At 65.6% G+C, this 26,903-nt stretch carries 22 protein-coding genes and 1 pseudogene; 16 read left to right on the forward strand and 7 right to left on the reverse strand.

Features of this window, described 5'->3' with window-relative positions:
- Positions 1–291: 291 nt before the first annotated feature.
- Positions 292–1,107 carry a hypothetical protein gene (locus ACXYX3_RS27405; protein WP_068920311.1) on the reverse strand — a complete coding sequence of 272 codons (816 nt, stop codon included), beginning with the start codon at positions 1,105–1,107 and terminating at the stop codon, positions 292–294.
- A 271-nt stretch (positions 1,108–1,378) separates the two neighbouring features.
- On the opposite strand from ACXYX3_RS27405, the gene ACXYX3_RS27410 reads away from it, so the two are divergent.
- The 12 genes from ACXYX3_RS27410 to ACXYX3_RS27465 all read left to right on the forward strand — a co-directional run bounded on the left by ACXYX3_RS27410 (position 1,379) and on the right by ACXYX3_RS27465 (position 14,857).
- Positions 1,379–2,593 carry a hypothetical protein gene (locus ACXYX3_RS27410; RefSeq protein WP_458612296.1) on the forward strand — a complete coding sequence of 405 codons (1,215 nt, stop codon included), beginning with the start codon at positions 1,379–1,381 and terminating at the stop codon, positions 2,591–2,593.
- A gap of 18 nt (positions 2,594–2,611) precedes the next feature.
- Positions 2,612–3,559, forward strand: coding sequence for a conjugal transfer protein (locus ACXYX3_RS27415; RefSeq protein ID WP_083128793.1), 948 nt, complete (start codon positions 2,612–2,614; stop codon positions 3,557–3,559).
- A gap of 46 nt (positions 3,560–3,605) precedes the next feature.
- Positions 3,606–3,878 carry a hypothetical protein gene (locus ACXYX3_RS27420; protein WP_046364557.1) on the forward strand — a complete coding sequence of 91 codons (273 nt, stop codon included), beginning with the start codon at positions 3,606–3,608 and terminating at the stop codon, positions 3,876–3,878.
- A gap of 71 nt (positions 3,879–3,949) precedes the next feature.
- Complete coding sequence (locus tag ACXYX3_RS27425; RefSeq protein ID WP_083128790.1) at positions 3,950–6,781, forward strand: ATP-binding protein; 2,832 nt, start codon at positions 3,950–3,952, stop codon at positions 6,779–6,781.
- Positions 6,781–8,892, forward strand: a complete 2,112-nt coding sequence (locus ACXYX3_RS27430) for a hypothetical protein (RefSeq protein WP_458612297.1) — start codon at positions 6,781–6,783, stop codon at positions 8,890–8,892. Before ACXYX3_RS27425 ends, ACXYX3_RS27430 begins: the two co-directional genes overlap by 1 nt.
- Positions 8,889–9,584 carry a hypothetical protein gene (locus ACXYX3_RS27435; protein WP_083128785.1) on the forward strand — a complete coding sequence of 232 codons (696 nt, stop codon included), beginning with the start codon at positions 8,889–8,891 and terminating at the stop codon, positions 9,582–9,584. The genes ACXYX3_RS27430 and ACXYX3_RS27435 overlap by 4 nt, the downstream gene beginning before the upstream one ends.
- 389 nt (positions 9,585–9,973) lie before the next feature.
- Positions 9,974–10,399 carry an ASCH domain-containing protein gene (locus tag ACXYX3_RS27440; protein ID WP_068920317.1) on the forward strand — a complete coding sequence of 142 codons (426 nt, stop codon included), beginning with the start codon at positions 9,974–9,976 and terminating at the stop codon, positions 10,397–10,399.
- The gene (locus tag ACXYX3_RS27445; RefSeq protein WP_083128781.1) at positions 10,386–11,162 is read left to right on the forward strand and encodes a hypothetical protein; all 777 of its coding nucleotides are present in this window, start codon (positions 10,386–10,388) and stop codon (positions 11,160–11,162) included. Before ACXYX3_RS27440 ends, ACXYX3_RS27445 begins: the two co-directional genes overlap by 14 nt.
- Positions 11,159–11,995, forward strand: a complete 837-nt coding sequence (locus ACXYX3_RS27450; protein WP_083128778.1) for a DNA adenine methylase — start codon at positions 11,159–11,161, stop codon at positions 11,993–11,995. Before ACXYX3_RS27445 ends, ACXYX3_RS27450 begins: the two co-directional genes overlap by 4 nt.
- A gap of 345 nt (positions 11,996–12,340) precedes the next feature.
- Positions 12,341–12,592, forward strand: coding sequence for a glutaredoxin-like protein NrdH (gene nrdH, locus ACXYX3_RS27455; RefSeq protein WP_083128773.1), 252 nt, complete (start codon positions 12,341–12,343; stop codon positions 12,590–12,592).
- A gap of 265 nt (positions 12,593–12,857) precedes the next feature.
- A complete protein-coding gene (locus tag ACXYX3_RS27460) occupies positions 12,858–14,060 on the forward strand; it encodes a DUF1173 family protein (RefSeq protein WP_234809873.1) in 1,203 nt (400 codons plus the stop codon).
- A gap of 107 nt (positions 14,061–14,167) precedes the next feature.
- The gene (locus ACXYX3_RS27465) at positions 14,168–14,857 is read left to right on the forward strand and encodes a DUF2510 domain-containing protein (protein WP_234809872.1); all 690 of its coding nucleotides are present in this window, start codon (positions 14,168–14,170) and stop codon (positions 14,855–14,857) included.
- Positions 14,858–14,885: 28 nt separating this feature from the next.
- Here the strand turns inward: ACXYX3_RS27465 and ACXYX3_RS27470 are convergent, their stop codons facing one another.
- A complete protein-coding gene (locus ACXYX3_RS27470; RefSeq protein ID WP_133056244.1) occupies positions 14,886–15,077 on the reverse strand; it encodes a hypothetical protein in 192 nt (63 codons plus the stop codon).
- A gap of 106 nt (positions 15,078–15,183) precedes the next feature.
- Between ACXYX3_RS27470 and ACXYX3_RS27475 the strand changes: the two genes are divergently transcribed.
- Entirely contained in the window at positions 15,184–16,188 is a 1,005-nt protein-coding gene (locus tag ACXYX3_RS27475; RefSeq protein ID WP_234809871.1) for a DNA adenine methylase, read from the forward strand.
- A gap of 94 nt (positions 16,189–16,282) precedes the next feature.
- Positions 16,283–16,548 (forward strand): annotated as a pseudogene (locus ACXYX3_RS27480) (leucine zipper domain-containing protein); the annotation flags it as partial.
- 107 nt (positions 16,549–16,655) lie between these two features.
- Here ACXYX3_RS27480 and mobF read toward each other — a convergent pair.
- Positions 16,656–22,538, reverse strand: a complete 5,883-nt coding sequence (gene mobF, locus ACXYX3_RS27485) for a MobF family relaxase (protein ID WP_458612300.1) — start codon at positions 22,536–22,538, stop codon at positions 16,656–16,658.
- Between the two features lie 215 nt (positions 22,539–22,753).
- Here mobF and ACXYX3_RS27490 point away from each other — a divergent pair, with 215 nt between their 5' ends.
- Together ACXYX3_RS27490 and ACXYX3_RS27495 are read left to right on the forward strand one after the other, a co-directional pair.
- Complete coding sequence (locus ACXYX3_RS27490; RefSeq protein ID WP_125939770.1) at positions 22,754–23,344, forward strand: hypothetical protein; 591 nt, start codon at positions 22,754–22,756, stop codon at positions 23,342–23,344.
- Between the two features lie 11 nt (positions 23,345–23,355).
- Positions 23,356–23,883 carry a hypothetical protein gene (locus ACXYX3_RS27495; protein WP_234809869.1) on the forward strand — a complete coding sequence of 176 codons (528 nt, stop codon included), beginning with the start codon at positions 23,356–23,358 and terminating at the stop codon, positions 23,881–23,883.
- 122 nt (positions 23,884–24,005) lie between these two features.
- On the opposite strand, the gene ACXYX3_RS27500 is transcribed toward ACXYX3_RS27495, so the two are convergent.
- From ACXYX3_RS27500 to nrdH (ACXYX3_RS27515), 4 genes are all read right to left on the reverse strand, one after another.
- Positions 24,006–24,272 carry a hypothetical protein gene (locus ACXYX3_RS27500; protein WP_068920327.1) on the reverse strand — a complete coding sequence of 89 codons (267 nt, stop codon included), beginning with the start codon at positions 24,270–24,272 and terminating at the stop codon, positions 24,006–24,008.
- 76 nt (positions 24,273–24,348) lie between these two features.
- Entirely contained in the window at positions 24,349–25,890 is a 1,542-nt protein-coding gene (locus tag ACXYX3_RS27505; RefSeq protein WP_068920328.1) for a DNA cytosine methyltransferase, read from the reverse strand.
- Positions 25,891–26,012: 122 nt separating this feature from the next.
- Positions 26,013–26,561, reverse strand: coding sequence for a hypothetical protein (locus ACXYX3_RS27510; protein ID WP_068920329.1), 549 nt, complete (start codon positions 26,559–26,561; stop codon positions 26,013–26,015).
- 73 nt (positions 26,562–26,634) lie between these two features.
- Positions 26,635–26,901 carry a glutaredoxin-like protein NrdH gene (gene nrdH / locus ACXYX3_RS27515; protein ID WP_068920330.1) on the reverse strand — a complete coding sequence of 89 codons (267 nt, stop codon included), beginning with the start codon at positions 26,899–26,901 and terminating at the stop codon, positions 26,635–26,637.
- Positions 26,902–26,903: the final 2 nt, after the last annotated feature.

The raw sequence follows: 26,903 nt of genomic DNA on the forward strand, positions 1-26,903 counted from the left end.
GTGATCAGTCCTGTCAGACAGGGCTTTTCAGTGACTCCGCGAAGGTGACCGGCCGATGATAGCCGAGTCAGGTAGTTGTGTACTGTACTGCATAGTACATTTTGACGCCACGCCGAAGCCCGGGTGGGTCCCGAATCAGACCGTCACACTGGTCCCGAATCAGACTGTCACCGCCACATATGGGGTGTTCTGATCCGCAACCCTTTGAGCCGACGCCAACCAGCGTCGGTTCAGAGGGTTGTTCCCTAAGGGCATCCGGGGCCGCCGCGGTAAGCCGTTACAGATAACGGATCAGTAGCTCGATCCGATAGTGCTGCTGGGTGTGAATGCCTGTTCCGCAACAGTTCCGATTCCTACCCCTACGGCTGCGAGGGTCCAGAGGATTCCTGCTGCGTTGAGGATGAGGCCGATAGCGATGAGTTTGGCCGAACGCGGCATCGGGCGCACCGCGCCCGCACCTAGCGGTGTGAGGTCGATGGGGTCGGCTGGTTCGATGGTGCGGAACGGCGAGGGTGCGGTCATGTCGTCGGGCAGCAGTGGCAGGGAGAGGGTCACAGTCGGTGCCGTGGGGGACAGTGGCCACCAGTCGGTTGATCCGTCGATTGCCAGCCAGCCGTTGAGGATTCCGTAGATTCCTGCGGTCAGGGATGCTGCTGGAAGTTGCGCGAGCAGCCATGGCGCGAGGACGGTGCTTGTCAGCGTGTCCGTGGGCCGGTACAGCAGAAGCAACAGCGCCCCCAATGCAGCTGCCGCCCAGAGGAATGCAGGGATGGGGAAGGAGCGTAGCCGGTCGGGGATCAGTGCTTCGCTGCGGTGATAGATCAGCTTGCCCAGCGGCCATCCAATGGGGGCCAGCACGGCCGCCGCGACGACGATGCCGACCTCCAGTACACCTTCGATCGTCTTGACGCCTCGGGTGAGCAGTGGGTGACTGGGATGGTCGTTGTAGGGGCTGGGCCTGGCGCCGGCGACGTCGCGGGCACGTCGGCGAATTCCTCGATTGAGCAGCTCAGCGCGGCGTATCTGCATGGAGAAGATGCCCGCGTGCTCAGCGATCCACTCGCGGCGTAGTTCGTCGTATCGGTCAACACTCGATGTGAATACCATGTGTTTACGTGTTGCCTTCTATTGCGTAATCTGTCAGCATGATGGGCATGACGGACAGCGTAGCGATGGGCGGTGCGATGGTCTACCCCATCGCGGCGTTTCTGGTCGCAATCGTTGCGATTGGCGTCCTGGCCTCGCTTTTTGTGGTGTTGGTGGTGGTTTTGGTGCGCCGGGTTTGGCGCCGCAGCAACCGGGCCGGTGCGACGCCATGGACTGACTCATCGGTAAACACCGTCGCTGGTGGTTACTCACCGGTGGGGGGATCTGCCTTGTGGCCAGCGGCCCTGGTCTACCAGATTCCAGAGCCCGAACCGGCCCGCCGACCCGGGAAGCGATTCAGCCGTGGAGGCCAGCGCCGTCAGATCAGTTCGCGCAGCGCATCGACCTTGCAACATGGCACCGGACGGAGACGGTAGTGACGCTCACCAATGACCAGTGGTCCAACGATCTGGCCGCTGAGGACGACGATGGGTTCGGTTTCCCCGAGGCTCCGGCGTTCGAGCTTCCCGCAGAGGCTGAGGTCGGTGGCACCGACGTGGATGAGCCCGAACTCGACTGCGATGCGGTCGGCGAGCGGGGATTTGGTGATTGCCGCGACCCAGAGGATGAGCACGGCGGCCCCGAAGACGACGTGGCCGATGACGACTACGACGACTATCCGGTCGACGGGCAAGCCCTTACCGGACCTGTTGGTGATGGTCAGCCCGGGCCGGCGCAACCGCGGCGGGCCCGCAGGTTTGATGGCAAGGTCGCTATGGGGTTCGGTGCTGTCGGACTGGTGGCCGTGTTGGTGGCGATCGTCGGGGCAGTCGTTGTGTACGGCTCGGATGAGCCCAAGCCCACAGGTGCCCCGAACGGAGCCGACGCCGTGGCGCTACCGCCGTCGCGTTCGGCCGCGCCTGCCCCGGCGCATGCTCCCGTCCTGGACCGTCCGATCTCTTTCACCGCCGATGCCCTGGGCTCGTGCGCGGAGGGCTCGACCTCGGCGCAAACCATGGCCGGCACCGATCCTCACGCGGCGTTCCTGTGTGTGCGTGGCGGCGGCGACGGACAGGTCATCGACATCGAATTGCCGGGCACTCACCTGATCACTGCGATCGTGGGCGAGTTTGGCTGGGTGGGAACTGATGCCAGCGGGTCGAAGCCGTGGTCGCAGTACCGGGTGGTCACGACCGTGCAGTACACGTTCAACGACACCGAGGCGACTCTGGTGACCCAGGACACCAAGAATGTCCACGGTGAGGCGACGCAGCCGATCAAGCGGGTGCTGGCATCCAAGATCCGCATGCTGATCCGGGAGACGTCCCGGCCGCCGGCCCAGCCCGAAGGCGGTGCCAGCGCAGCACCGACGAAACCGAACGGTCCGCTGGGACTGGAGCTTCCGCAACTGCCGGGAGTGCTGGGCGGTGGGCAACAGAACAGCGATCCGGTTGACGCGGCTTTCGCTATCAAAAGTTTGAAGATCATCGGCCATAAGCCGGTATAGCGGCGAGGAACATGACCCATGGCAATGAGCCGCATTTGGCAGCAACGGATCAGCCGCACCCAGGGTGCGCTGACGAAATTTGGAAAGCCCGCAGTCCTGCTTCTAGCCGCCCTTGCGGGCGTGAACGTGTTGTGGCAGTTCTTATTTGCCACAGACCCCGACCTCACTGAGCCGTCACGGGCGGTGGTCAATCGGTCCGCGGTGGTCGGTGCGTTCGCCCAGGATTTCGTCGCGGTCTGGCTTGAGGCAAACACTCAGGACGCCGCTAGCCTGAGCCAGTTCATCAGCGTCGATCCAGCTTCCCTGACGCTGCCCTCAACCCCGGCCGTGGTCATCAACACTCCCACGATCGTGGCCGTGTCGCTGGAGGGCGTTGCAGGCCAGGAAGCCGACGCCGAAGTCTATTCCGTGGTTGTTGGTGTGACCCAGCGGCCATACGAATCAGCCGCCCCGCACCGCGCGCTGTACCGGGTTCCGGTGCTGTGGTCGCGGTTCGGCCCGCGTGCTGCAAGTTTCCCGGCCCGCATCGGTGGCCCGGGCGCGGGCGCAGACCTGCCGCTGAGCTACCCGAGCACGTTGAGCGAGGCCGATCCCGCCTACGGCACCGCCACGGGTTTCCTGAAGGCGTACCTGACGCCTGCCGGGGGCGTGGAGCAGTACGTGACCACTGATTCGATGATCGCCGGATTGGGCAACGCGTACGAAAGCCTTGTCATACAAGGGGTAACTGCACTCGGAGCTCCCTCGTCCGTGCCCGCGGATGGCGAGTTGGCCCGTGTTTTGGTCCGCGTGACCGCAGTGAATTCGCAATTCGCTCCCTCGCCGTTGGTCTACCCCTTGACGCTTCGCGGAGTGGGTGGGCGCTGGCTCGTGGCAGCGATCGATAAAGCACCAGCGGTATCCACCGACGACAGCCTCGTCCCGGCGGCGGTGTCCACCGACTGGAGTTCTGCAACACCGAACTGACCGGCACGCCCAACCGGCGGCCGTGCCACAAGGAAAGGGAACCACAATGACTGAAACGACCTTGGCCGCAGGGGATCTACTTACCGCCATCCCGTCACTATGGGAATCGGCACAGATACCACTGGCGATTATCGCCATCTTCGTTGGCGGCGTCGCCGGCGCATTCGCGCTGGTGCGCGGGTTCGGCGCCGCCATGGGCAAGGTGCTCGGCGGGGTCGCCGTCGCGGCCATCATCCTCGGCGCGGTCGGGTTGGCGGTCTCACTGAAAACCACCGTGGACAAGCACGGTGGGGGCATCACCACCGGACAGTTCGGTTAGACCGCCTGCCAGGCGTCGAGAGCGTCTGGTGCAGCAGATGGTGTTGACGAGACGTAGTTGGAGGTTATGTAGTGGGTGAGAACACCTTTCGTGGTCAGACGGCCCGGGTATACGCCGATGTGCGTGACTTTCCCATCTATGTCTCCCACATCGATGACAACACCCGGTTGTGGTTCGCGCCGTGGCGAATCTGGGACGGCGCAACCTTCCTGATCGGTATCACGACGACAGTCTGGGCAACCCGCAAGTGGCTTGACTCCGGGCATGCCATCGCCATCGCACTGTTCGGCATCGCACTGACAGCGGCACTGACGGTCGCCGCTCGCCAAATCCCAGTTTCTCGACCCAGCCCGCTCTACCGGATCGGCTGGCTGCTCGGCGGACTGTTGCACACCCAGCGCAAGGCCGGGGTCAACGGTGAGGGCGAGTCCGCTCTGTCGCCACCCAAAGAGGTGATCGGGAATCTGAGCTTCACCTCCGGTGGTGTCTACGCAGAGTTCATCGTGGACGGTCAACCCGGCGGAATGATGCCCTACGCACTCAAGGACGCGATTGCGATGCGTCACCGACCCTTGGTGCGCCAACTCCCCTCTGGGTTGCTGTTGTGGGGCTGCTGCGTGCGCCTTGACCACCGGCGGCTGCTGCGGTGGATGCTCTCGGGCTACGCGAACGAGCCCGCGTGGGTGCAGGAAGTCCGCGACTGGGAAGACTTCTTGACCATCGAGCCGTTCTACGAGCAGGTATTCGGCATACGCGTGCCGGTGGACTCCGGTCAGGCCGGCCGGACCGGAGTGGGTGGATTGGCCAAGGCGGCCACCGTGGTCGCCGGCCGCGACCCCGACGACCCGAGATCCCTTGCCGGGTACCAGGAAATGTCGGCCTCGATACTGTCGAAGATCCCCGCGGAGTTCAACGCGCGACCGGCCACCCCGCGCCAGATCCACTGGTGGTATCGGCGGCGGCTGGCCATCGGTGCCGTCAACGACCCCTTTCCGCACGGCGAAGGCGGTCCTGACCGGCTCACCGAAGCCGACTTTGCGGCCGTGGTGCCTGCGGACTTCGACTGTGGTGATCAGCAGGCCCGCAAGAAGGATCGCCGCTGGTGGCGCCGTGTTGTGCCATCGCTGGCAGCAGTGCTGGTGATCCGCGGTGCCCGGCGCCCGGACAGCTTTCAAAGCATGCTGGCCGTAGCGCAGATTCCGCGCGGCGGGTTGGCCTATCCACGTGCGGAATACCTGCTAGCGGTCTATGACGTGGACACACCTGCCGACATCGACTGGATTCAGCACATTTCTACCCGCCCGGCCGAGCAGGCGCTCACACGGATCGATCGCGCTCAGCGCAACCTCGATGATCAGGCGTTCCAGCGGGCCGGCAGACGGTCCAGCGACAGTGATCTCATCGAGCGCTACTCATCGGCCGAGGAGTACAACGCCAAGCTGCGGGCCTCGAAGTTGGAGCGGGAAGTGGAGTCCACGACGGTGGTCGCCGTCGGAGCCCGCTCACGGGCCGAACTCGACGCGGCCTGCCAGCTGCTGCAAACCCACTTCGCAGAAGACCTCGACATGACGTTGAGTCGACGTCGCGGGAGCGCCCAAATAGGGCTGTGGCAAACCGGGCTGGCAGGCAGTGAAGAACGCAGCCCGCGCAGCCAGTTCAGCCAGCCGGGGACCACTACGGACTGGGCCCGTTTCTCTCCGCTGGTGTCCAGCAAGCTCGGTCACGACACCGGGATTCTGTTCGCCCGCAATCTGTCCACCCGCCGACCAACCCCTGTCCTGATCGAGCCCGAAGGCGCGAGCAGGCGGCGTCAGGTGCCTGGGATGCTGTTCTACGGTCCACCGGGAGGGGGCAAGTCTCAAGGCGCTAAGCGAGTGACGCTCGGTTTGCTTGCCCGGGGCAATCAGTGCAGCATCCTTGACCCTGGTTCCAATCCTGAGTGGGTGCGTGCGCTGGCGCATCTGGGGGATCGGGTGGCGGTGCTTGATCCCACACGCGGTCAAGTCTCGGTCGACGGGTTGCGCATCTTTCGCCGTGAAGTCGCCGTCGAACGCACTCTTGATCACCTGCTGCCCATGATGGGTGTCGAGCCCGATGCCGAGATCGCCCGACAGCTCCGCTTTCTGTTGCGCCCCGATCAGCGGGTCGCCGAAAGCATGGGCGCCCTGGTTCGCTACCTCAACAGTTTGCAGGCAAGCGCCTACAAGGAGTATGCGGAATTGGCGGCGCGCCTGGATATGTGGGCCAATATCGACTATCTGCGGGCGATGTTCGATGAGTCGCTGCCGATACCGCCGATCGCTGAGAAGGACGCGGTGATCTGGCTGACCGGTGACCTGGAGTTGCCGACGACCTCCCAGACCGAGGATCTCCACCTCTACAAGCGCCAAACAGCGCGTGCGCGAGCCGGGTTGGCCATCTACGGGATGATCGCAGCGGTCACGCGGGAAAGCTACACCGGGCCCAATCGTCGGCCTGGCAAGTTCGGTTGGTTCGTTGCCGAGGAAGCCCGGGCGTACTTCGCCTCTCCCGTTGGCCGCGAAGATGCCACCGAGTTGATTACCCAAGGCCGCAAGCAGCGATACGGGCTGATCGGCATCGCACAGCATGTCGAGTATTTCGACGGGATTCCCACCAAGGATTTGCCGACGCGAGTCATTACACCGTTTAAGGCCTCCGCGCGAGAAGAAGCGACCGAAGAGTTCAAGCGCATCGGGATTGACCCCGATGAGTATCCTGAGGTGCTCAACCTGCGCACCGCCGAGGGGCACGGCTACGCGTACATGATTGACGACACGGGCAGCACCGGCCTGATCGACATTCTGCAACCAGTACAGCCCGAGCTGCAGCAAGCCTTTGATACCCGCGGCCTTGAGGACGAGGCGCTGGAGCTGACGCGGTGATGGCCGCCTACAGCGCCTGGCTATATGAGCACCCACGTATCCGGCGGGCGTGGCTGATCGCTCAACTCCTGTGGGCGGGTTGGATGATGGCCCTGCTGACCGCCCCACACGCGGTGGCGGCCGGGTTCGCCGGGGCACTCAACTGGCCCAGCCCGATCGTGGACACCTACGACCAACCGGTGGGCACCTACTTCATCAGCACGGTGTCGATGCTCGACGCCATCCGCACCCAGGGCAGCGACGTCAGCATTATCGATCCGGGTTCCTGGATTCCCGCGTTGACCGACCGCTTCGAAATCGCCATGACCTACAGCCAATTGGCCGTCATCCTCGGATGGTTCTGCGGGTTCTTGGTGATGGTGGGTGCGGTCGGAATCTGGTTCATCAAGATTGCGCTGGGCTCGGCCTGGTTGGGCTGGCTGGCCGCACTGGCCGCGCCCGTGCTGGTCGCGATCAACAATCTGCTCGGTGAGTTTCAGATCATTCCACTGGCACTGATCATCTGTGTCTTCATCGGCGGAATCATCGCATTGACCAAAGGCTTTGGGCGCGGCGCCGGCGTGATGTGCAGCGGGTTGCTGGTGATCTTGCTGATCGGGTTCTTCCTCAACGACCCGGTGAAGGAACTCGGAGGCGACGGCCTGCTCGCTGCCGGCCGGGCCATCGGATTCGAGCTGTCGTTGGGAATCGCCAACAACGGCAGCTTCGACCCATCCGGTAACGCCGACGGTCAGATCGAAGTGCTCTCGCAGTGGATGGCCACCACCCTGATCCGCCACCCCATTCAGATCGCCAACTTCGGCAGCGTGATCGACAACATCGACGGATGCGCACAAGCCTGGAACGCCGCGCTCAACGCCTCTACGGTCCTGACACCCGCAACCCAGGCGCTCGCACCGGCAGGAAGCCACGACGGGCCGGTAGAAGCGATGCGGGCCTGCGGCGCGGGCGATGCCTATGCCCACGCTCACTTTCTCAGCGGCGAGACGATCGGGCTGATGTTCTTCATCAACTGCGTCGTGCTGGTCGTGCTGATGCTGCTGTGCTACATCGGCTGTGAAGTCATTCGCATCGGGTTCAAAGCGTTCTGGAACGTGCTGGTGCTGGTGCCGGCCGCCGCGGTAGCCGTCGCGCCAGGACCTCAGCGTGAGTTCGCCAAACGCACCGCCATCAAGTTGATCGTTCACGCCCTGGAAATGCTGTTCGCTACAGCGGCTTTCGGCATTGTCCTGGTGCTGATGTCCCGAGTATCGACCGGGCAACTTGACGGTTTCGAGGTTCAGCACCCGATTGCGATCCTGCTGCTCATGCTGCTGTTCTCCGGTGGAGCGGTGTTCGGGTTCAGGGCGCTGATGCGAGGCTTCGGTGATCGAGGCCTGCCGGGGCCGATGTCGGTGCTGCGCAAGACCGCTGCCATCGGAGCCGGTCCAATGAGCTTCTACCCGGCGATGCGCGACATGGGCCGCTCAATGCGCCGCGACATCAACGCCGACGGTGTGGGTATGCCAAGTTCAGGCAAACCCGGCGATGAGGGCACCCGAGCCCCCGCAGCCAAGGGCCGCAAGGCACATCCCAATCCCGGTGGCATCCCCTCCGATAGCGGGTCATCTCCGAGCGCAACGCCGCCGTCTACAACCACACCCGCTACTGGCGCACACGCGGGCGGGTCTGCCGCTGCCGGGACCGCGGCGCGCGGGGCAGCCGCCCGTGGTGCAGCGGGCGGGGCGGCGGCCAGCGGAGGCGCAGCAGGCGGGGCCGCTGCGGGCGGCGGTGGCGCGGCGGCCGCCGCTGCGGCCGGGCCGGCCGCCCCTGTGGTCGCTGGAGCCGTGGTCGCGTCAAAGGTGATCGAACGGCAGCAAGCCAACAAGCGCCGCGACACCGGGCCCGCTGCGAGCAGCACCACGAAGGCAAGCACGGATGCACCCGCCGCGCCGGGGCGCACCAGTGCCGCCCCGAGCACCCGGCCCCAAACACCGCCCAGTGGGCGCACCGATGAGCAACCGACACAGCAGCGTCCATCGGCTCAACAATCTCCGGCGTCGAGCACGAGCACCCCGAACGAGTCTCCCGGGCGCAAGCCACAGCCCCCGCAGGACGGCAGGACATCATGACCGCTACCGGCATATATCTGGACGCAGAACTGAACACCACCGGACGCGCTTATTGGGCCATGTCACGGATGGTCAATCACGGGTGGTCGGTCCTGAGCTTCGGACTCGACTGCGGCGGGTGGCTGCGGCTTCGCACCCCGGCGGGGGTGGAGTTGCCCGTAGCCGCCGATCCGATTGACCACACACCGTCATCCCAGCAGCGGATACAGGGCCAGCCCAGTGTGCCGCTGCTGCCGCTGCACGCCTGCCGACTGCTCCACCAATGCGCCCACGAGCGAGCAGTCGCGCACCGTGGCGACGACGCCGCCCGCACGATCGCAGCGATGCTGCGCCTGGGAATGCCGGCCGGGCGGGCGCATTCCGACGATGCGCGGTGCCCGTGGTATCTGCCTCATCACGGTGCCGCGCAACCGCCGGAATCGGTGCGCCGGGCTTACTGGGCGGCGACCACACTCACCGATGACTACGGATGGCGTATCACGGGTGTCGACGCGCGAGGGTTCACCGCGGTCGGTCCCTACGACGAGGAGGAAGTTCGGTACCGGAGTGCGACGGCGGCTGACTGCACCACCTCAGGTCGGCTCACGCGGCTGCTCGCTGCGGTCGCCACAGACGGCTGCACCGCCGACCTGGAACGTTTGATTCTTGAGCACCAGCACGTCCGCCGCAACATGGCGGTGGCCCGATCATGACCAGCCGCACTCTTCCCAGCGACCTTGCCCGCCTCCGCGGCAACGGTCTGGCTCGAGGGCACGCACGTGTCGCAGACTTCCGTGCTGGCGGTCCAGACATGTGCGGTGCTCCACACCGGCTCGGTGCTGATGGTGTGCCTCCAGTGCCATGCGCCAGTGCCTCCGAGGCTCATCGCCTGGCCGCACTAGTCGAGTATGCGGTACGTCTAGCGGGCAGCCTCGATGAACTCGCGCGGGCCCGTCAGGCTCTCGCCGCCGTGGACTGTGCTTGCGCACCTGAGGATTTCGGATGCGTGCGGCGGGTGCTCCACGACGTTTTGCACACGCCGGACCCGAGCGCAGAGACCGGGTTGGCGATGGGGTTGACTGTGCGACGGCCGTGGGCATCGATGCTGCTGGTGTCGAGTCAGATCGGCGGGAAGAACGTCGAGAACCGGACAGATTCCACCGACTATCGCGGTCCTGTACTGATCTACGGTGGTACCCGTATCGACCAGGCCGGTATCGAGCTCGGTGCACAGCTGGGCATGCGAGAGATGAACTTTCATTGCGACCAGCAGGGCTGGCTCGGCGCAACCGTACTTGTGGACGTGCATCGGGCCCAAGGGTGCTGCGCCCCGTGGGGTACGACTCCGTTTAACCCTGGCCAGCCCAAGTATCACTGGGTGTTCGAGGCACCCGCGCGGCTGGCTGCCCGTCCATGGCACGACAACGCCAAAGGCTTTGACGGCCTGCGGCCAGTGTCGTGGTCGGCGCTGGTCAGCCGTAAGGCGGCACGCTACGCCCGGCAAGGAGTGACCGGTGCATCCAGGTGAGGGTGATGATCAGGGCTGCTGGCAGCAGTGGCGCACCGACCGCGACCGCGAGGAACAACGTCGGATAGCCCAGCAACGGCGTGACCGCAAGGTCCGCAACAAGCTCAGTCGTGTTGTGGCGGTCCTTGACGAACTGCTCAGTCCGGGTCAGCAGCAGCCACGTTGCCTCGGTGACGTCGCGGACTTCTATCAGGTGAGCCAGTACCGGCTTTCGACTGTGCTCGAAAAGCACCGCGAAGAGTTCAGTCAGGATGGTTGGCGACCACACAACCGCGACCACGACGGGCAGGACCTGTGGACTGATCGCGCCGTGGTCCGGGCCGGGTTGTTGCTGGAGAAGTCCGCTGTGGCAGCCCATCTGCGCCATTTGCTCGGGGTGGGCGACATTCCGCTGGTGTACTCCCAGGGCGAGGCTCGCTTGGCTGAATGCCGGCAGCTCTACAACAAGGCTCTGACGGTCGTGGCCGACATCCATGGCGAGTCCAGCCCAGATGAGCTATGGCGGGCCATGCAGGGTGCCGATAGGTACGACCTGATGGCGATGGCGATGACCTTGGCTGCGCTCACTCCCTACGACCGTCCCAGCTTGGGACAGTGGCTACGCGAAATCAGCGGGCTCACCACGAAAGACGGGAGTATCGCACGGGGGCTAGCGCTGCTGATTCCTCAGCGCCAGGCGGTCGATGTACGAAAGCTCAAGGAGCCTGGCTCTGCACGCTCGAACAGATTGCGCGCAGACGGTGAAGGGGCGGTGTGCCAATGAGTTCCGCTGCGCATCTTCGCTCACCGTTGGTAGAACGACGTCCTCGCTCGGAACAGACCGGTCGGCAGATTGCCAGCCTGTTGCCCCCGCACACGCACTATGTACAACCGCTGTCGGGGACGCTGGAGGTTCTGCTTCACAAACCGTGCAGTGCGCTGGAGACGGTCAACGATGTGGATCGCGAGCTGGTCACGTTCTGGAAGGTCTTGCGTGATCGGCCGGCTGAGCTGGCCCGGGCGTGTGCGTTGACTCCACACTCGCGGGTGGACTTCTCATCCGCCATTAGCGGTTCCCGCATCCCCGGTGAGGCCAACGAAGTGGAGATTGCCCGGCGAGTATGGCTGCGCCTCAATCACAGTCAGTCCGGTCCAGCACGGATGCGTCCTCAGTGGCAGAACGCTGCAACCCACCGCAAGATGGCGTCAGCGCTGGATATTGCCATCGATCAGATGACCGAGACCGCCGCCCGGATCAAGCGGGTGAGTCTGGAATCGGCCGCTCCTGTGAAGTTGATCGCCGCGGTGGCACGCCAGCTTGGGGTGTGTATCTATCTCGATCTACGACCGGATGTGTTCGGTGCCCAGGGCGCCAGTCTGGTCCATGGTGCTCGCGTGGAGCCGGTGCAGGTTCTGCGGGCAGTGTCCACGGCTAAAGCTGCCGTGGTGATCCGTGCGGAGCGCAGCGCGATCACAGACAGTCCAGTACGGAGCTGGACGTGCACGTCGGTGGGGGAGCAGCGCGACGGTTCAGCGGTGCACCTGTGGTCGAACCGCGTGCTCTCGATGCAGGAGCACCTGTTCGACCTTGGTGACTATGGTCTGGGGGCGACGTGACCACGGCGGATACTCTCGCGGTCCGCGAGCAACTGGTCGCGGTTCTGCGAGCCGCCGACAGGCCAATGACGAGCGCTGAGCTGGCTGGCGTCCTGCCGTGGCAAACCCACCGGTTAGATGTGGGCTGCGAACTGGTGTGTCACGCACCTCGCCGGCCGGCGGCCATGCGTGTGGTCGAGTGCCATCGAAGCTGGCATCTGGTGAGTCGTCCACGGTCCTCGCAGGACTCACGGACGGGGATCTATCGGCATCTAAGGAGCCTGGCCCGCGAAGGGATCATCCGCTCAATTCCGTTGGGGCCACGCAAGGTTCAATGGGAATTCGTAGGAGAATAGGAGAGCGACAATGCCCACCATCACCGTGTACACCAAGCCCAACTGCGTGCAGTGCAACGCGACGTTCAAGGCGCTCGACAAAGCAGGCATCACCTACGTGAAGGTCGACATCAGCGCCGATGACCAGGCCCGCGACTACGTGATGGCCCTGGGCTACCTACAAGCCCCCGTCGTGATGGCCGGCGACGACCACTGGAGCGGCTTCCGGCCCGACCGCATCACCGAAGTCACGGGTCCGGCACACACGCAGCTGTCCATGTAGTGCAAACAGGGAAAGAAGACCTAACGATGGCAAGCAAGCACGCAGGGTCCCTATATGTCTCCGCGCCGTCCGCCAGGGGACCGGCGCGGGTCTTGGCAATGAAACATTGCGTAGCTCACGCGGCCAGGTCCATTCCCGTTCCGCCCCCGACAGGGTGTCGCTGTGAAGGCTGCTCGTGCGACAGATGCCCGTCCACACTTTGGCTCCCTCCTCCGGTCGCACACACGTTGGGCGTTCACACATCGTCTGGCAAGCGGACATGCCCATGACGATCGCGACCCCGTTTCAGGTCGGGGGACACGTGGTAGACGATGTGAACAGCCCAGAGGGACAACAGATCCTCATTGACGCGAAGGCAGCAAGGTCACGACCGCTGTGCCTATGCCAGCCCTCAGGGGTCCAGATGTATATCGCTGCTGCTGGGCAAGGACTCATCGTCAAAAGGATGCCCGGCACGGCAGCCGCACATGACCATCGATGCCGATCCTGGCTGCCCCCCAGTGAGCTATCAGGTTATGGCGCCGTTGCCGAACGGTCGATCGTTGACAACCCCACCACCGGAACTACCACGCTGCGACTCGGGTTTTCGCTGTCAAAGTCCGGGAATCGCGCTGCTCCCGAGCCGTCGGTATCGCCGGCGACCGCGGTGCAGTCCGACGGCAACAAGTTGTCGCTACGTGCTGTCCTGCACTATCTCTGGGACGAGGCAGAACTGACGACGTGGCACCCCGGCTTCGCCGGGCGACGCCCATGGGGCGTCGTGTATCGCAGGCTGCGCGATGCCGCGGACGGCAAGCTTGTTCGGAAAAGCCCGTTCGCCGCGTCATTGTTTATCCCTGAGCCCTTCTCGGCCGAACGCAAGGCCGAGATCGAGCAGCGCCGGATCAAGGCATGGGCTCCAGCTCGCCGACAGCCGGGAAGACCCACCAAGTTCCTCATCGGTGTGGGCGAGATCAAGGCACTTGAGCCAGCCGCCCACGGATTCAGAATGCAGGTACGGCATCAGCCGGGGCACCCCTGGTTTCTGGATGAAGACCTGTACCGCAAAATGACTAAGCGCTTCGCCACGGAACTTGAACTGTGGCAGATGGCAGATCCGGGTGATGTGCGGTTAGTGGCAATCGCTACCTTCTCAGTGTCTCGGGCTGGCTATGCCAACGTCGAACAGCTATCGCTGATGGCGACCGACCACAACTGGCTACCCTTCACCAGCGATGCCGATCGCACCCTGATGACTACCGCCATCACCGATGAACGTTGTTTCCGTAAAGTGTTGCCCTACAACGGTAGCTCTACTGCCCTGGCATCTTTGATCTTCACCGACACAACGCCGGCAATAGCCGCGTTCATCGACCGCTCTGGCGGCGAAGACGACGACGACAACTCGATCGCTGGGCTGCCGGTGTGGAACTGGCGCACCGACGAAGATATGCCGGATCTACCGGCGGCTCTCCCTGACACCGAATGACACTACTTGGGGCACCCTATGCGCCACACCCGCAGCGTAAAACAAGCCGGTCGATTTCAGCGGCCAGCGAAACCACCGCTGTCACAGGTCTGGGGGACAATCCACCCATGACTGACTACCCGGACTCCACCGCTCGGACGATGGCTCAAATCCGCAAGGAGGGCTCTTACTTCGCACGCAGAGCAGCTGAGTCCGAAGCTAAACGTGAAAGGATCGTTGCCGAGGTCGCCCGCACTGCCGGCCCGGACGATGACATCGACTACCTGACCAAGCGTGCGCTGTATGACGTCGGCCTCATCAGCGCGTCCGAACTGCATGCCACAGGCTCGTCTCAACTCCTGCCACGGGGCTGGTACCAGCACTATGTCGAAGCGATAGACGAGTACTGCCCCACTCGCGTCTTCTCGCTCGGTGAAGCCGGCCTCGATGCCGCCAAACTCTACGACCGCGGCTACCGATGGGTGGTCGTATTCAGCGAGCAGACCGGGCCGAGGGGCGATCGCACGTTCATTGACGTCCGCAGCTTCGCGGCCGCCGCAATGACCGAGCACAGTCCCCTCACAGAGCAGCACGCGCTCTCAGAACTCCTCCATATGGGCTACCGCATCGTGGATCTACCCAACGACATCTTCCTGTCGCCACCTCCGACCATCCCGCAGCACCGCAGCCCGCCTCCACTCCCCGGACCGGGCTGGTACCCCGATCCCACCGCCCGATTCCAGCATCGGTGGTGGGACGGGCAACGCTGGACCAGTGCGGTTGCTCTTCACGGGCAGACCCACACCGACCCGATCTGAACTCCCCGCGCCCCGATCCCCGGCGGGACTAGGTGTGGTGTTCCATCACGTTGGCTACACGATTGGGCAGCTCGTCAGTGTCGCCGACATACCACCGCACGAACGCGGTGAGCTCAGCCGCCATTGATGTCCCGGCCTGCGTCGTCGCTGCCTTGAACCGTTCCTTGAGGTCTGGGTCCGGTCGGAAGTTGACGCCTCGGTTCTTATGCCGTCCGGTCATCATCTGAGTATCACTCGGTGGGTGGCCACTTGTCGACTTTCCGATTAGACTCAACTTTGGGTGGCCACCCACCCAAACCTCTTTAGATTGAGCCCCAGGGGGTACGTTGGCAACGCCAGCTTTGCGTCCGCCGTTCGCATACTTCGGCGGCAAGCAGAAGATCGCTGCGACCATCGCCGCCATGCTTCCCGAGCACACCCACTACGTCGAACCGTATGCCGGCGGATTGTCAGTGTTGTTGGCTAAGAAGCCGAGTCGGCTCGAAACGGTTAATGACCTGGACGGCGACATAGTGCACTTCTGGAGGATGTTGCGCGAGCGTCCCGAAGAGTTGGCACGGTACTGCGCGCTGACCCCTCACTCACGCGCCGAGCGCAAGTCGGCCATGGACCGGCCTGCAGATTTGGATGACCTCGAACGTGCCCGCCGGGTCTGGATTTGCCTGGCGCAGGGGCGCACTGGAACCTTGCGCCCAACTGGCTGGCGTTTCGACTCCGCAGACTTCGCGCACACGTCGATGCCGCGACGCCTTGACGGATATGTGCGGCGAATGGAGTCCGTTGCCGAACGGATTCGTTCGGTGTCGCTGGAATGCCGCGCAGGTCTTGACATGATCGCCGCCTATGGCAAGGGTCGGCGCACGTTGATGTACGTGGACCCTCCCTATGTCGGTGATGTCCGAGAACGCAACTACCGCAACGAGATGCTGTCACCGGCCGAGCATCGGGAGCTGGCCGAGTCCCTGCACTCGTGCGCGGCAACCGTCGTCCTCTCCGGATACGCGTCCACGCTATACGACAACGAGCTGTATGCCGACTGGTACCGAGTTGAACTGACGACCGCGACCAGCCAAGGTGGGGTCTACAAAGGGCGCACCGAAGTGCTCTGGTCCAACCGCCCACTGGCAACCGTCGCCACCCCTGACGTCGACATATTCAGCCTCTCCGAAGACACCTGTAACGAAATGGAGCCCAGCGAGCCTGCATGTAACGAAACGCGGTGCCCGGTGTGTGAAGGGGTCATTCGACAGGCGCGATCGGGACGCCGCCGCGTTTACTGCTCGCCGGCGTGCCGGGTGCGCGCGCACCGCCGAGCGTCCCTCGCTGGCTGACAGCTGGTCAGGTTGTCGGCCCGGGCCGCAATACTTCGGCCAATCGGCCGGGTAAGGAGACCCAGCTGACCTGATCGTTCGGGGGCGGAATGCTATGTCGCACGCCAATGCCCCCTTGACTCCGACTGGTCGCGACGCCGGCTGTGCGAGCGCGTGGACTCGGGTCGCCCGATCGCGCACGTCGCCGCTGAGGCGGGGAGATCTCGCGGCGGCGCTTGGCCAAGTGGTACGCCCGCTGGGTTAAGTCCGGTCCTGCTGGACTTCTTGAATCACTCGTCGACCCCGAACTCGTCGCCGGGACAGACCGATCCGGAGGTTGAGCACCTGGTCGAAATGCTGCGTCGCCAGACCAAGTACGGCGCCGGACGCTTCACAGCCCGCTGTGTCCTGCTGGCGCGGCGGTCTCCGGCATGGCTCTATGTCCTGTCACCATGTCCTGTCACCGGGCCTGCTATGTGGCGATCCCGCTAAATATCGCGGTTGAGTCCACCGTCGCGTTGTGCGGCGTTCCACATGCGGGTGTGTAGTTCGTGGGCGGTGGTGTTGCGCTGCTGGGCTTTTCGGTGGCGTTGCAGGGCGTTGGTGATGGCGGGGGTGTGGTGGTCGGGGTGTAGGCCGGCGGCTTGGGTGAGGGCGGCGTCGGTGTCTGGGCTGGCCTGGTAGTGGTTGATGCGGCCGGTGGACGCGGTGAGCACTGGCGACCAACGGAGTTCGGTGTGCAGCAGTTTGAGCAGCGGGGCTGCCGGTGGTGGTGGCCAGGTGGCGGTGTTGGTGTCGAGCAGGATGATCCGGGCGTGGGCGGTAGCGGCGTTTTCGGTGAGATCCGCGATGGTCTCGGGGGTGAGGTGTTCGGCGCGGTCGATGATGACGATGGTGCCGGGCGCGCTGTCGGTGAGGTCGATGGTGGCGGCGTCGATGACGGTGGGGTTGATCGGGGACAGGTCGGGGTTGTCACAGATGGTGGGGGGTGCGGCCCAGATCAGCGGGCGCTGCGCGGCGTGGGCGGCGCGGGCGAGATGGTTCATCATCGGTAGCAGTGCGGCGCGGTCGGTGGCGTGGGCGGCGGTGAGCACGAACGGAATGTCGGTGAGTCGGTGTAGGCGGTGGGTGTCGATGTCGGGGTGCTCGGGGATGGGCAGCCGGTCTTGGAAGGCGTGTTGGCCGGCGGCGTCGAGCACCCGCAGTTCGGTGTCGATGCGAGGCAGTAGGTCGGTGATGTGGTCGGCGGTGCTGCGCTGAGCGTGGGCGAATGCCTGCGCGGCGGCGAGTTCGGTGCGGTGCAACTGTTCGCGTAGCGCCGCGCGGTCGGCGCGGTGGCGGGCGAGCAGTGTGTCGTCGTCGGCGCGGCACCGGCGCAGCAGGGCGTCGGCGTCGGCGTGGGTGACGATGTGTTCGCTGCCTCCGGCTGCGGCGGCGCGGGCAGCGGTGGCTTCTTGGAATGCCGGGTGGAACTGCTCGGCGGGGCTGCGGGTGGGTAGCTGGTAGCTGGTGAGGAAGTTCAGGTTCTGGGTGGCCGAGGCGATATCGAGCGGGTCGGCAGCCGGGTCGGCGCGCAATATATCGAGTTCGGTGCGGGCGTGGTTGATGAGTTCGAGGGCTTCGGTGTAGGTGGTCTCGGCCTCGTGCCACTGCGCAAGAACGGTTTCGACGCGGGCCAGGAAGGGTCGATCGGCGTCGGCGGCGTCGCGCATGCGCCGCAGTTCATCGGTGGCGGCGAGCACGTGCGGTCCAGCGCCGGCGGACACTTGTGCAGCGAGTTCACGTAGCTCGGCGTCGGCGGCGGCGTAGCGGGCACGCAACGCGTGCACGTCGGCGCGGTGGGCGGCCAGCGCGGCAGCCGGGGTGGGCCGGCGGGTGCTCAGGCTGTCGAAATCCAGGTGCGATTCGGCGTCAAGGACGTCGTGGGCGTACTCGGGTGGGGGCAGTTGTTCGTCGGGTTCGGTGGGCTCGGTGAGGTCGTATTCATCTAGTCCGAGCGCGGCGGCGAGGTTGTTGGGGTCAGCCAACACATCCTCGTGAGAGTGCTGGCGCCAGGCTGGTGCGTTGTCGATGTCGGGGTGCAGGTGGGCGAGTTCTTCGTGTTCTTCCGGGGTCAGCGGTGCGTGCTCGGGAAGGGGGATGTCGTGGTCGTAGGGGTCGTCGGTGGTGAACACCTCGATCGAGTAGGTGAGCAGGCGGGCGTACTCGTCGGCGCGTAGGTGATGGGTCAGGTGGGCGTCGGCGTCATAGAGGTGTTCGGCGGCCACGTGCAGCAGATCCAACGGTGTCCACTGGTCGGGATCGGCGTTGCTGATCGCGGAGACCAACGCGGGGAATGCGGGGTCGGCGGCGATCGTTTCGGCCAGTTCGGTGCCAAACACGGTGTGCAGATCGGGCAGCCAGTCCGGGCGCAACCCACCGTTGGCAGTTTCCAGTGCGGCCGGGGACAGGGTGCCGCACAGCCGCCACCACAGGGCGGCGGCGGGTAGTTCGTCGGGCAGCGGTCGGTCGGCCGCGGACTTGCGTACGAGCTGGGTGATGTTGACTCCGGTGCGCGCGGCCGCCGACAGGTGATGCGCCAGCTGTGGCCAGTAGGGGTCGCGGCGGATGTGCGGGTTGATGGAGTCGATCAGGTCGTCGTAGCGGTTGGTGGTGGCGTCGGTGCCGATCAGTTCGGCTGCGCGTTGTTCGAGTCCGCGTTGGGCGGCGCGGGTGCGGGCGGGGTATTGCTCGGGCCCGGCGATGCGGGTGTCGTTGTCATCGACGGCGGTCGCGGCGCGATACACGGCCAGCTCGGCGGCCAGCTCTGCGTTGGTGTCGATCAGGGGGCGTGCCCATCGCGGCGCGGTCGCCGGGCTCCATCCGCGTGCGGTGTCGGCTACCTCGGCGGCCAGTTCGGTGACCCGCTGCGCCCGGGCCGCCAGATAGGTGCTCCACTGAGGGTCAGCGGCGAGGCGTTCGGGGATGGCGGGCAGCCAGGACAGCGGACCGGCACCACCGGAGTGCGCTCCGGTGGGGTCCAGGCGCCAATCGATGACCGCGGCCGGGTCGGCGGCGTTGTCGAATCCGCCGGCAGCGACCACTTTGTCGAGCCGTTTGAGCGGGTGGATTCCGGCGGCGGCGATCAGCGCGAGGTGCTGGCGCAGCACCGGCCAGGCCGTGGCCGAGGTGAGTCCGGGCACCAGCTTTTCGGCGTGGGAATCCAACTCGGCGTGCTGGGCTGGGCTCAGGCGTGACTCGGCCGCGGCACCGACCGCATGGGCGTACATGGCTGTCGCAGCGGCCAGGCGGGCGGCTGGATCGGTGGCGGCGCGGGCTGCGCTGGTGGCCGACACTTGCGCGGCGTCGCGGCCCAGCGCGCGGGTCAAGACGTCCACGGCGGTGTCGGGGTGGGTCGCCTTCGGGGACAGCACGCGGTGTGGGTCGTGTTCGGCGGTGGAGAAGTAGATGTGGTTGCCGTACACCCCTCGGGTGAGTGCGGTGTACACCTGCTGGCGGGTCAACTGGTCAGAGCCCACGGTGTGACACCGGTACCGGGCGGTGGCTCCCTGGGTGGCGTCAATGGTGCGGGCGTAGCCCAGGGTGACGTGGGCACGGACGTACTCGGCCGGCAGGCGCAGGTGCGCCCCAGACTCCAGATGCTTGACGGTGATCGAGCCTTCCGGGTCGACCTCGGTGACTTCCCACCGGTAGCCGTTGCGCACGAAATCAGTCGCGCCGAGAGCCAAGGTGCGGTCATTCTCCTTGGTGAACACGAGGTCTCCGACGCTGGCGCGCGCACCGGCCATCAACACCGCTTCGATGCCGGGGGCGCGGGCTCCGAGTTCGGTGAGCCGGTGCAGTCGCGCGCGGTCGTTGAGTTCGGACACCAGATCGTGGGTGGGCGCCAACAGCAGCGAGTGCTCGCCGGCGGCGATATCGGATTGCCATGCCTGGAACGCCATATCGGATGCGGCGGCTTGAGTGCCGACGTGCACGCGCTGCTCATCGAGATAGAACGCGATCCCCGACGGGTCACCGTCGCGCAACGCCAGACCGGCTTGGGCTTCGGCGGCTGAGGCGAACCGCATCACTTGGGACAACGTGATCGCACCGTGGCGGTGGGCCAGGTCGCGCAGCACACCGCCGGCGCTGATCGAGGACAGCTGCTTGTCGTCACCGACGAGGCGCACGCTGGCGCCGCGGGCCAACGCGACCGCGATCATCGAGGCCAACGCCAACGTGCCGGCCTTACCGGCCTCGTCCACGATGATCAACGTGTTTTCATCGATCGCGTCGTACCACTGCCGCGCCGGATCACCGGGGGCAATGTCGGGATTGTCGGTGAGCCAGTTGAACTTATCGAGAGTGTCACCGACTTCGACTTCGATTTCCTCGCGCAGCAGCTGCGCCGCACTCGCACTCGGGGACAACCCGATGACGGTGCCCCCGGCACCTTCCCAGGACCGCGCGAGCGCGGCCATGGCGGTGGTTTTTCCCGACCCGGCCGGGGCGAGCGCGAGCATGACCCGCTGCCCGCGACAGGCCATCTCGCGGACCAGTTGGGCTTGGCCGGCGTTGAGTTCACGCCGATGCGCGGCCTGGGCCAGTAGTTCAATCTCGACGTCGGCGGCGGGCACGGTGCGCCCATCGCGCAGCTCGGCGGCGGCCAGGATGGAGCGTTCGGCGGCCAGGATCTCGTGGCTGGTGTAGGTCTGCGATCCGACTTGGCGGTACACGCTGGAGCCGTCGCGGCGACGCAACATCGCGGGCTCACCGAGGTCGGTATCAGGACTGCACGCGTGGCGGATGCTCAACGGTTCGGCCAAGGCGGCGTCGGTGATGAGTTCGGCGATGCCGTCGATTCCGGCGTGCCCGGTGACCCGCACCACCCGCAACGCTTCGGCCAACACATGGGTGCGGTTCCAGGTGGCCCGCGCCGCGGAGACGGTGGCGATCACTTGAGCGGCGCGCGCTTTGATCCAACTGTCGGTGACCTCGGCCGGTGTCGTGGTGCGCCCGGCCAAGGACCGGGCGATCATCGCGTTGACCGCCTCGTCGCTGCCCAACAGACCGACCGCTTGAGCACGCCACTCTTGGCGTTGTTCGGCCAGTGAGCGTGGTTCGTGCTTGGCGTCGCGGGTGGCCAAGGTGGCCTGCTGGAACATCGCGATCGACTCCGGGGTGGTCGGCTCGCGGCCGTGAGCAGCCTGAAACTTCTTGGCCAACACCGCATACTCAGCGTCGATCGCCGCCCGGCGCGAGGACCACAGTTCGTTGAGCTCGCGGCTCACCCCGACCACTTCGCGGACCTCGCGTTTGCCTTCGCGGGCATCACCGCGAGCGGCGAACCGCATCCCCAACACCTGACCCAGGTAGGCCTCCAGCCGCGAGTTGTACAACTCCGAGGCCGCGACGGTGGAGGCATACAACGGACGACCATCGAGGGCATACCAGCGGGCGATGCCGTCGGTGCCGCGGGCGCGGACCTTGTTGGAGATCGCGACGTGGGTGTGCAGGCCGGGGTCCGAGGCGCGGGTGTCGCGGTGCAAAAACTCCGCGGTGATGAACCCTTCGGTGTCGACCTGGGCCACGCCCTGGGCGCCGATGCGGGTGTAGGCGGCCTGATCTTGCAGGAAATCCAACGCGTCCTGGACGGCCTTGCTGTGGCACTCCTCGATCTGCTTGGCGATCGGCTCCGGGCACAGCGCATAGAGCGCGGACACGCTTTTGACCGGAGTGAAGGTCATGTCGTAGCCGGCGACCGAGGTGGTTTGGTCGCGGGTGCCGCGGGCGATGAACCCGGTCAGTTCCCGCTCATCCAAGGGGGCGCGGCGGTGCTGTTCTTCGAACATCTCGGTCGCGATGTCGGTACGCATCTGCGCTCGCACCGACTCATCAATCGCGGCGTTCCAGTGCGCACCGATGGACAAGTTATGGTCCCGGTAAGCCAGCGCCAGGCGCTGCTGCAACTCGGTTTCCCCGGCATTGACCCGAAACGGCCGCCCCAGCGAAGTCGCGGTCAGCGCCGAGTTCTTGCGCGCCCCTTGAGCGATGAGCTGCTTGGTCAACGCTGAGGCGTTCGGGTGCACGCCCAGCCCGAACAACGCCTTCATCTGATCCTCGGTGACCTCCGAGCCCTCGGCCACCGACCACAGCCGGTCCCCGGCGTCGGTGCGCGTCCAGTTCTCCGAACCCGCCGACAATCCGGCCAGCCCGCGCCCACCCCAGCGGCCCGGGGTCTCACCCTTCGAGGAGTAGTAGTCGCCCAACGATTCCGGGCCATGAGTGCGGTCATGGGCAGCCACCTGCCGCACCAGGTACAAGTACCCGGAGCCAGCCGTGAGCTTATGGATGCCCGCATTCACCTGCCCAGCGCACCGATTTCTCACGACGAAACCAAGGCCGCTTTCCGCCAGCCCCCGAACGGACCGTTACCCAACCGTGACCTAAGTGCAAGAGGTGTGTGGGACCAAACCAGGCTGGAAAGCAACGATGCAGGTCAACGAGGGTGAGACGGTGGTGAGGGTGAAATGGCGAGTGGGTAGGGCGGTTGTGCGGGAAGCAAGCGTGATTGCGTCGTAAGTGATGGCTAGCATCCGGAAACATGGCAAACGCAACGACAAAACACGCAGTGAAACAACGGGTTCTGGAGGCGCGGCGCGCCGAAAAAGCCGCGCGCGAGGCGCGGGAGGCAGCCATCGTGGATGGCCTGTCGGAGTTTCTCGCCGAAGTGGATCGCGCGGCAGCGGTTGGGGCAAAGCTCGAAGGTCAGGTGGCGGCAGCGCGCGCGAAAGCGCTTGAGCGCGTCGAGCGGATTGAGCAGGAGACCGAGGAACGGATTGCAAAACTGACCGAGGCGGCGCGTGAGGAGACCGTACGATGCGAGCGTGCTGCCGGTGAGGCGGTGATGCGGCTGCGCGAGCAGGGCGAGACAGTAACGGCCATCGCGAGTCAGACTGGGCAGAGCCAAAATCGGGTGCGGGAGCTGGGCAAGCTGGCCACGACCGCCCAGGGCGCTACGGAGGTGGTCCCGATGGGCAGCGCAGATGCCTCGGGCGCGAGCGAGGATGCCGAGTCTGCCGGTGTGAACGCTGAGGAGCCTGACGTGGTGCCCGTGGCGGCCAGCGACGGCGCAGGTGATGGGGTGGGCGCCGAAGAGCCGGCGGTCGACGCAGCCACGAGCCTCAGCGCGTAGCGAGGCTCGTGGTGGGTGCGCTGGCGCGCGAGCTGTCAGTCGATCCGGACCGCGATATCGCTGAGGTGGCAAGGTTCTTCAGCCGAGTGGTCGCGGGTCCAGGTCGGCAGGACTGTTGGCTGTGGACCGGGGCCATCGGTGACGACGCGTACGGCCGGTTCGCGATTCGACGCGAGGGCAGGCTGCGGATGGTGCGGACACCGCGGTATGCCCTTGCGGTGGCCGCAGGCGGTCGAGCGCTCGAAGGGCATCTGCGGGCGCTGCACGAGTGCGATGTGCCGATGTGCGTCCGGGTGATCACGGCCGAAGAGTTGCGCAGCGGTGTCCGACCTCATGTCGTTGCAGGGACGCAACAGGAGAACATGGAGAGAATGGCGAGGGCGCGGCGCGGTGGAGGGACACCAGCAGTGATTGCGCGGCGTGCCGGGGTCAAGGCGCGACGTGAGCAGGCGCTGGCGCTACGCGCGGCCGTGCGCTCTGGGTGGGATGGCGCGGCGGTGGAAGCCGCGCTGCTCGGCGAGCAGCCCCGATTGTGGTGAGGATTGGTTAGCTCTCGTTGAGTGGCCCCCGGTATAACCGCGGCGGGGCGCCGCTCGCAGGGCGAGCTCTGGCTCCTATCGGGCGTGCGGCGAGTTCCTTCGCGATCTCGCCGCACGTCGCGTTAAGCCTGCACCCGCGTTACGTATTCGATCTCGATGACGCGGCTGCCGATTCTGAGGACATCATCACCCGACCCTGGTGACAACTCACCCGTGACGACTTCGCCATGGGAAAGCGTCACCTGAACCGGACCATACGGCCCATCGTCGGTGATGTCGGCGACCAGAGTTCGAACAAGGATGCTGAACGTTCCTACCCATCCCGCGCCGGATGACGCGAGGTCGAGATCGTAGGCGTCGGCGGTGGCGCGGTCGGAGGTCTTCTTCATCGGTGTGGCACCTTTCGGTATGGGCGGTGGGGGTAGGCCCCGGCGAGTGGGGGATGCACGCCGGGGGCCTACTGGCTTAGGTGGTGACGGTGGCGGGCTCGCCGGTGAGGGTTTCCACGACGAGTCCGACGAGATCGCGGGCGGCCGGTGGGGTGACGGCGTTGCCTGCCAGGCGGACTTGCTCGCGGCGGGTGCCGAGCATGCGGTAGTCGGTGGGAAAGTCCATCGCGGCGGTGATTTCGCGGGGCTCTAGCATCCGGAAGAACACGTCGTTGATATCGATGTGTTGCGGTGGCGCGGGGGCGGGTCCGCTGGTGATCAGACTGTGGTGCTCGACGGTGGTGACGGTGGGCAGTGCCTCGTCGGCAGGGATGCTGCCGCCTTTGCCGTAGTAGCTCGTGATCAGCGGTCGCGGCTCGGTGGGGTTCCAGCGGCCGTGGAACACGTCGCCGCGTGTGACGGAGCTGTAGACCAGGCCGTGGTGGTTTCCGGATGCGGTGACCGTCGATAGCGCTTCGGTGGTGCTGCGGGCATCGCTGGAGCCGCCGCGTAGTTCGGCGATGAAGGGTGCGAAGGCGATGCCGTCATTCTCGCGGGTGGTGCGGGTGGCGATGGGTTGGTCGGCGGCGACGGCCTCGGTGCGCCACGTGCCTCCGGTGGGGACCAGCAGCGCGGTCTCGCTGCGCGTGGTCATGGTTCGTGTCGGCTGGTCGACCGGGGCGGCGTTCTTGCCGTCGCGTCCTTCGACGGGCACCAGCATGGGCTGCCAGTAGCGCTGGATTCCGGCGGCGATGCGGGCCATGGTCTTGGCGGCCAGTGGGCGGCTGCGATCACTGATACGAGTGCCGGTCAGCGACCAGTCGATGATGTCGGCGGCCGGGCGGTAGGTCGGCTCGATCACCTGGTTGCGGCACGAGACGTTGGGGCAGCGGTAGACGTACTGGGCGCGGTACTTACCCCACGGTGCGCGGTCGGTGCGCTTGAAGCTCTGCACGGCGCGCACCGGCCCGCAGTCGGGGCACACCGCGTAGGGGGACACGACACGCTTGACGTCGGGCCGGGGGTCGCCCACGCGGGTGAAGATCGCGTAGAACCGGTCGCGTGACTGGGGGGCACCTCGGCCGTAGAGCTGGGCGTGCATGGAGTTGAGGTAGACGAACTGGGCGGTGTATCCGATGGATTCCATTGCCATGCGCCACGCCTGGAACGGTGGCCAGAACACGACGTCGACCACGTTCTCCACGATGACTGCGCGGTACATGTGGTACTCGGAGAACCGCACGACATCCCACATGGTGGCTCGGCTCCGTTCGGCCGCAGCCTCGGGGAGGATCTCGCCGAACAGATCGGGTTGGGCGTCTTGTCGTTTGCGGCCCTGGGCGATGCTGTGTTTGGTGCAGCTCGGGCTTGCCCAGAGCAGGTCGGTGGTGGGGAACAGGCGCGGGTCGATCTGGGAGAGGTCGGCCTGAATGTGGTCGGTGTTCGGGTGGTTGGCGCTGTGGGTTTCGATGGCCCGATCCCAGTGGTTACTGGCGACGGTGGCGACGACGTTGTTGATCATCACAGCGCCAGCGGTGGAGCCTCCGGCGCCGCAGTACAGGTCGCAGATCGTCAGCATGGGGTGGTCCTCTCAACAATGGATGATGGCTATAGCCTACCACATAAGGGGAGGCTATAGCCATCCATATGGGTGGGTTCTTGGGGTGCCCCGTGGCGGCAGCGTCTCACATGGCGGGGCGGTCAGATGAACTGGTCGAACAGGTCGAGCTGGGCACCGGCGTCAAGGTCGAGAACTCGACGCAGGAGGGCATGGGTCTTGTCGCGCATCTCATTGGCGCGGCGGTAGTGCTCGCGGTCTTCTTCATCTGAGGGGTGGTAGCGCGTGCAGGGTCCGCTGTGGGCGTTGCGCGCCTCGTAGGCGTAGGGGCACCGGCACCACTGCCATGTGCGGTCCTGCTCTGCCCGAGTGGCGGTGAGCAGGTCGGCAATCTCGCCGCGCAGTGCAGACGGTAGGGCCTGGCCGAGGCGTTGGATCTGGGTGGCGGTGACGGTGGCGCGTGTGGGGCCGGAACCGGGGCGCGGGCTGACGAACTTCGATCCGACGGTCCAGTAGCTGGTCATCCAGTCGGGTGCACTGTGGGGCGCGGTCGGACCGGACGCGCCACCTGCACGGGCCAGCAGGGATCGCAGAGCGCGTTCCTCGAGGAACGCGTCAAGGAGCGCGGTTCCCGAAGACCGGCCGACGAACGCCAGGAGGTGGCGTTGCTCGGATGTCAGAGTGGAGTGCACGCCTACGCCCCCTGCTCACTGATGGTCTTGAAGTCGGGACTCGCGGAGCTGCGAACCACCGGCTCGTGGGCGCTCATGCGGACAGTCCCGTTGCGTCTGGTGCGAATTCCGCTTCATCGCAGACGGCCTTGATGCGGTCGGGCCGGAAGCCGCTCCAGTGGTCGTCGCCGGCCATCACGACGGGGGCTTGTAGGTAGCCCAGGGCCATCACGTAGTCGCGGGCCTGGTCATCGGCGCTGATGTCGACCTTCACGTAGGTGATGCCTGCTTTGTCGAGCGCCTTGAACGTCGCGTTGCACTGCACGCAGTTGGGCTTGGTGTACACGGTGATGGTGGGCATTG

It is taken from the genome of Mycobacterium sp. Panama NTM2 (assembly GCF_054355555.1).

Coding starts and splice junctions, on each gene's coding strand:
- ACXYX3_RS27420 (WP_046364557.1), top strand. CDS start 3,606: ATGACTGAAACGACCTTGGCCGCAGGGGATCTACTTACCGCCATCCCG.
- ACXYX3_RS27440 (WP_068920317.1), top strand. CDS start 9,974: ATGCTGCTGGTGTCGAGTCAGATCGGCGGGAAGAACGTCGAGAACCGG.
- ACXYX3_RS27405 (WP_068920311.1), bottom strand. CDS start 1,107: ATGGTATTCACATCGAGTGTTGACCGATACGACGAACTACGCCGCGAG.
- ACXYX3_RS27490 (WP_125939770.1), top strand. CDS start 22,754: ATGGCAAACGCAACGACAAAACACGCAGTGAAACAACGGGTTCTGGAG.
- ACXYX3_RS27460 (WP_234809873.1), top strand. CDS start 12,858: ATGACGATCGCGACCCCGTTTCAGGTCGGGGGACACGTGGTAGACGAT.
- ACXYX3_RS27435 (WP_083128785.1), top strand. CDS start 8,889: ATGACCGCTACCGGCATATATCTGGACGCAGAACTGAACACCACCGGA.
- ACXYX3_RS27415 (WP_083128793.1), top strand. CDS start 2,612: ATGGCAATGAGCCGCATTTGGCAGCAACGGATCAGCCGCACCCAGGGT.
- nrdH (WP_068920330.1), bottom strand. CDS start 26,901: ATGCCCACCATCACCGTGTACACCAAGCCCAACTGCGTGCAGTGCAAC.
- ACXYX3_RS27505 (WP_068920328.1), bottom strand. CDS start 25,890: ATGCTGACGATCTGCGACCTGTACTGCGGCGCCGGAGGCTCCACCGCT.
- ACXYX3_RS27430 (WP_458612297.1), top strand. CDS start 6,781: ATGGCCGCCTACAGCGCCTGGCTATATGAGCACCCACGTATCCGGCGG.
- ACXYX3_RS27465 (WP_234809872.1), top strand. CDS start 14,168: ATGACTGACTACCCGGACTCCACCGCTCGGACGATGGCTCAAATCCGC.
- ACXYX3_RS27500 (WP_068920327.1), bottom strand. CDS start 24,272: ATGAAGAAGACCTCCGACCGCGCCACCGCCGACGCCTACGATCTCGAC.
- nrdH (WP_083128773.1), top strand. CDS start 12,341: ATGCCCACCATCACCGTGTACACCAAGCCCAACTGCGTGCAGTGCAAC.
- ACXYX3_RS27450 (WP_083128778.1), top strand. CDS start 11,159: ATGAGTTCCGCTGCGCATCTTCGCTCACCGTTGGTAGAACGACGTCCT.
- ACXYX3_RS27470 (WP_133056244.1), bottom strand. CDS start 15,077: ATGACCGGACGGCATAAGAACCGAGGCGTCAACTTCCGACCGGACCCA.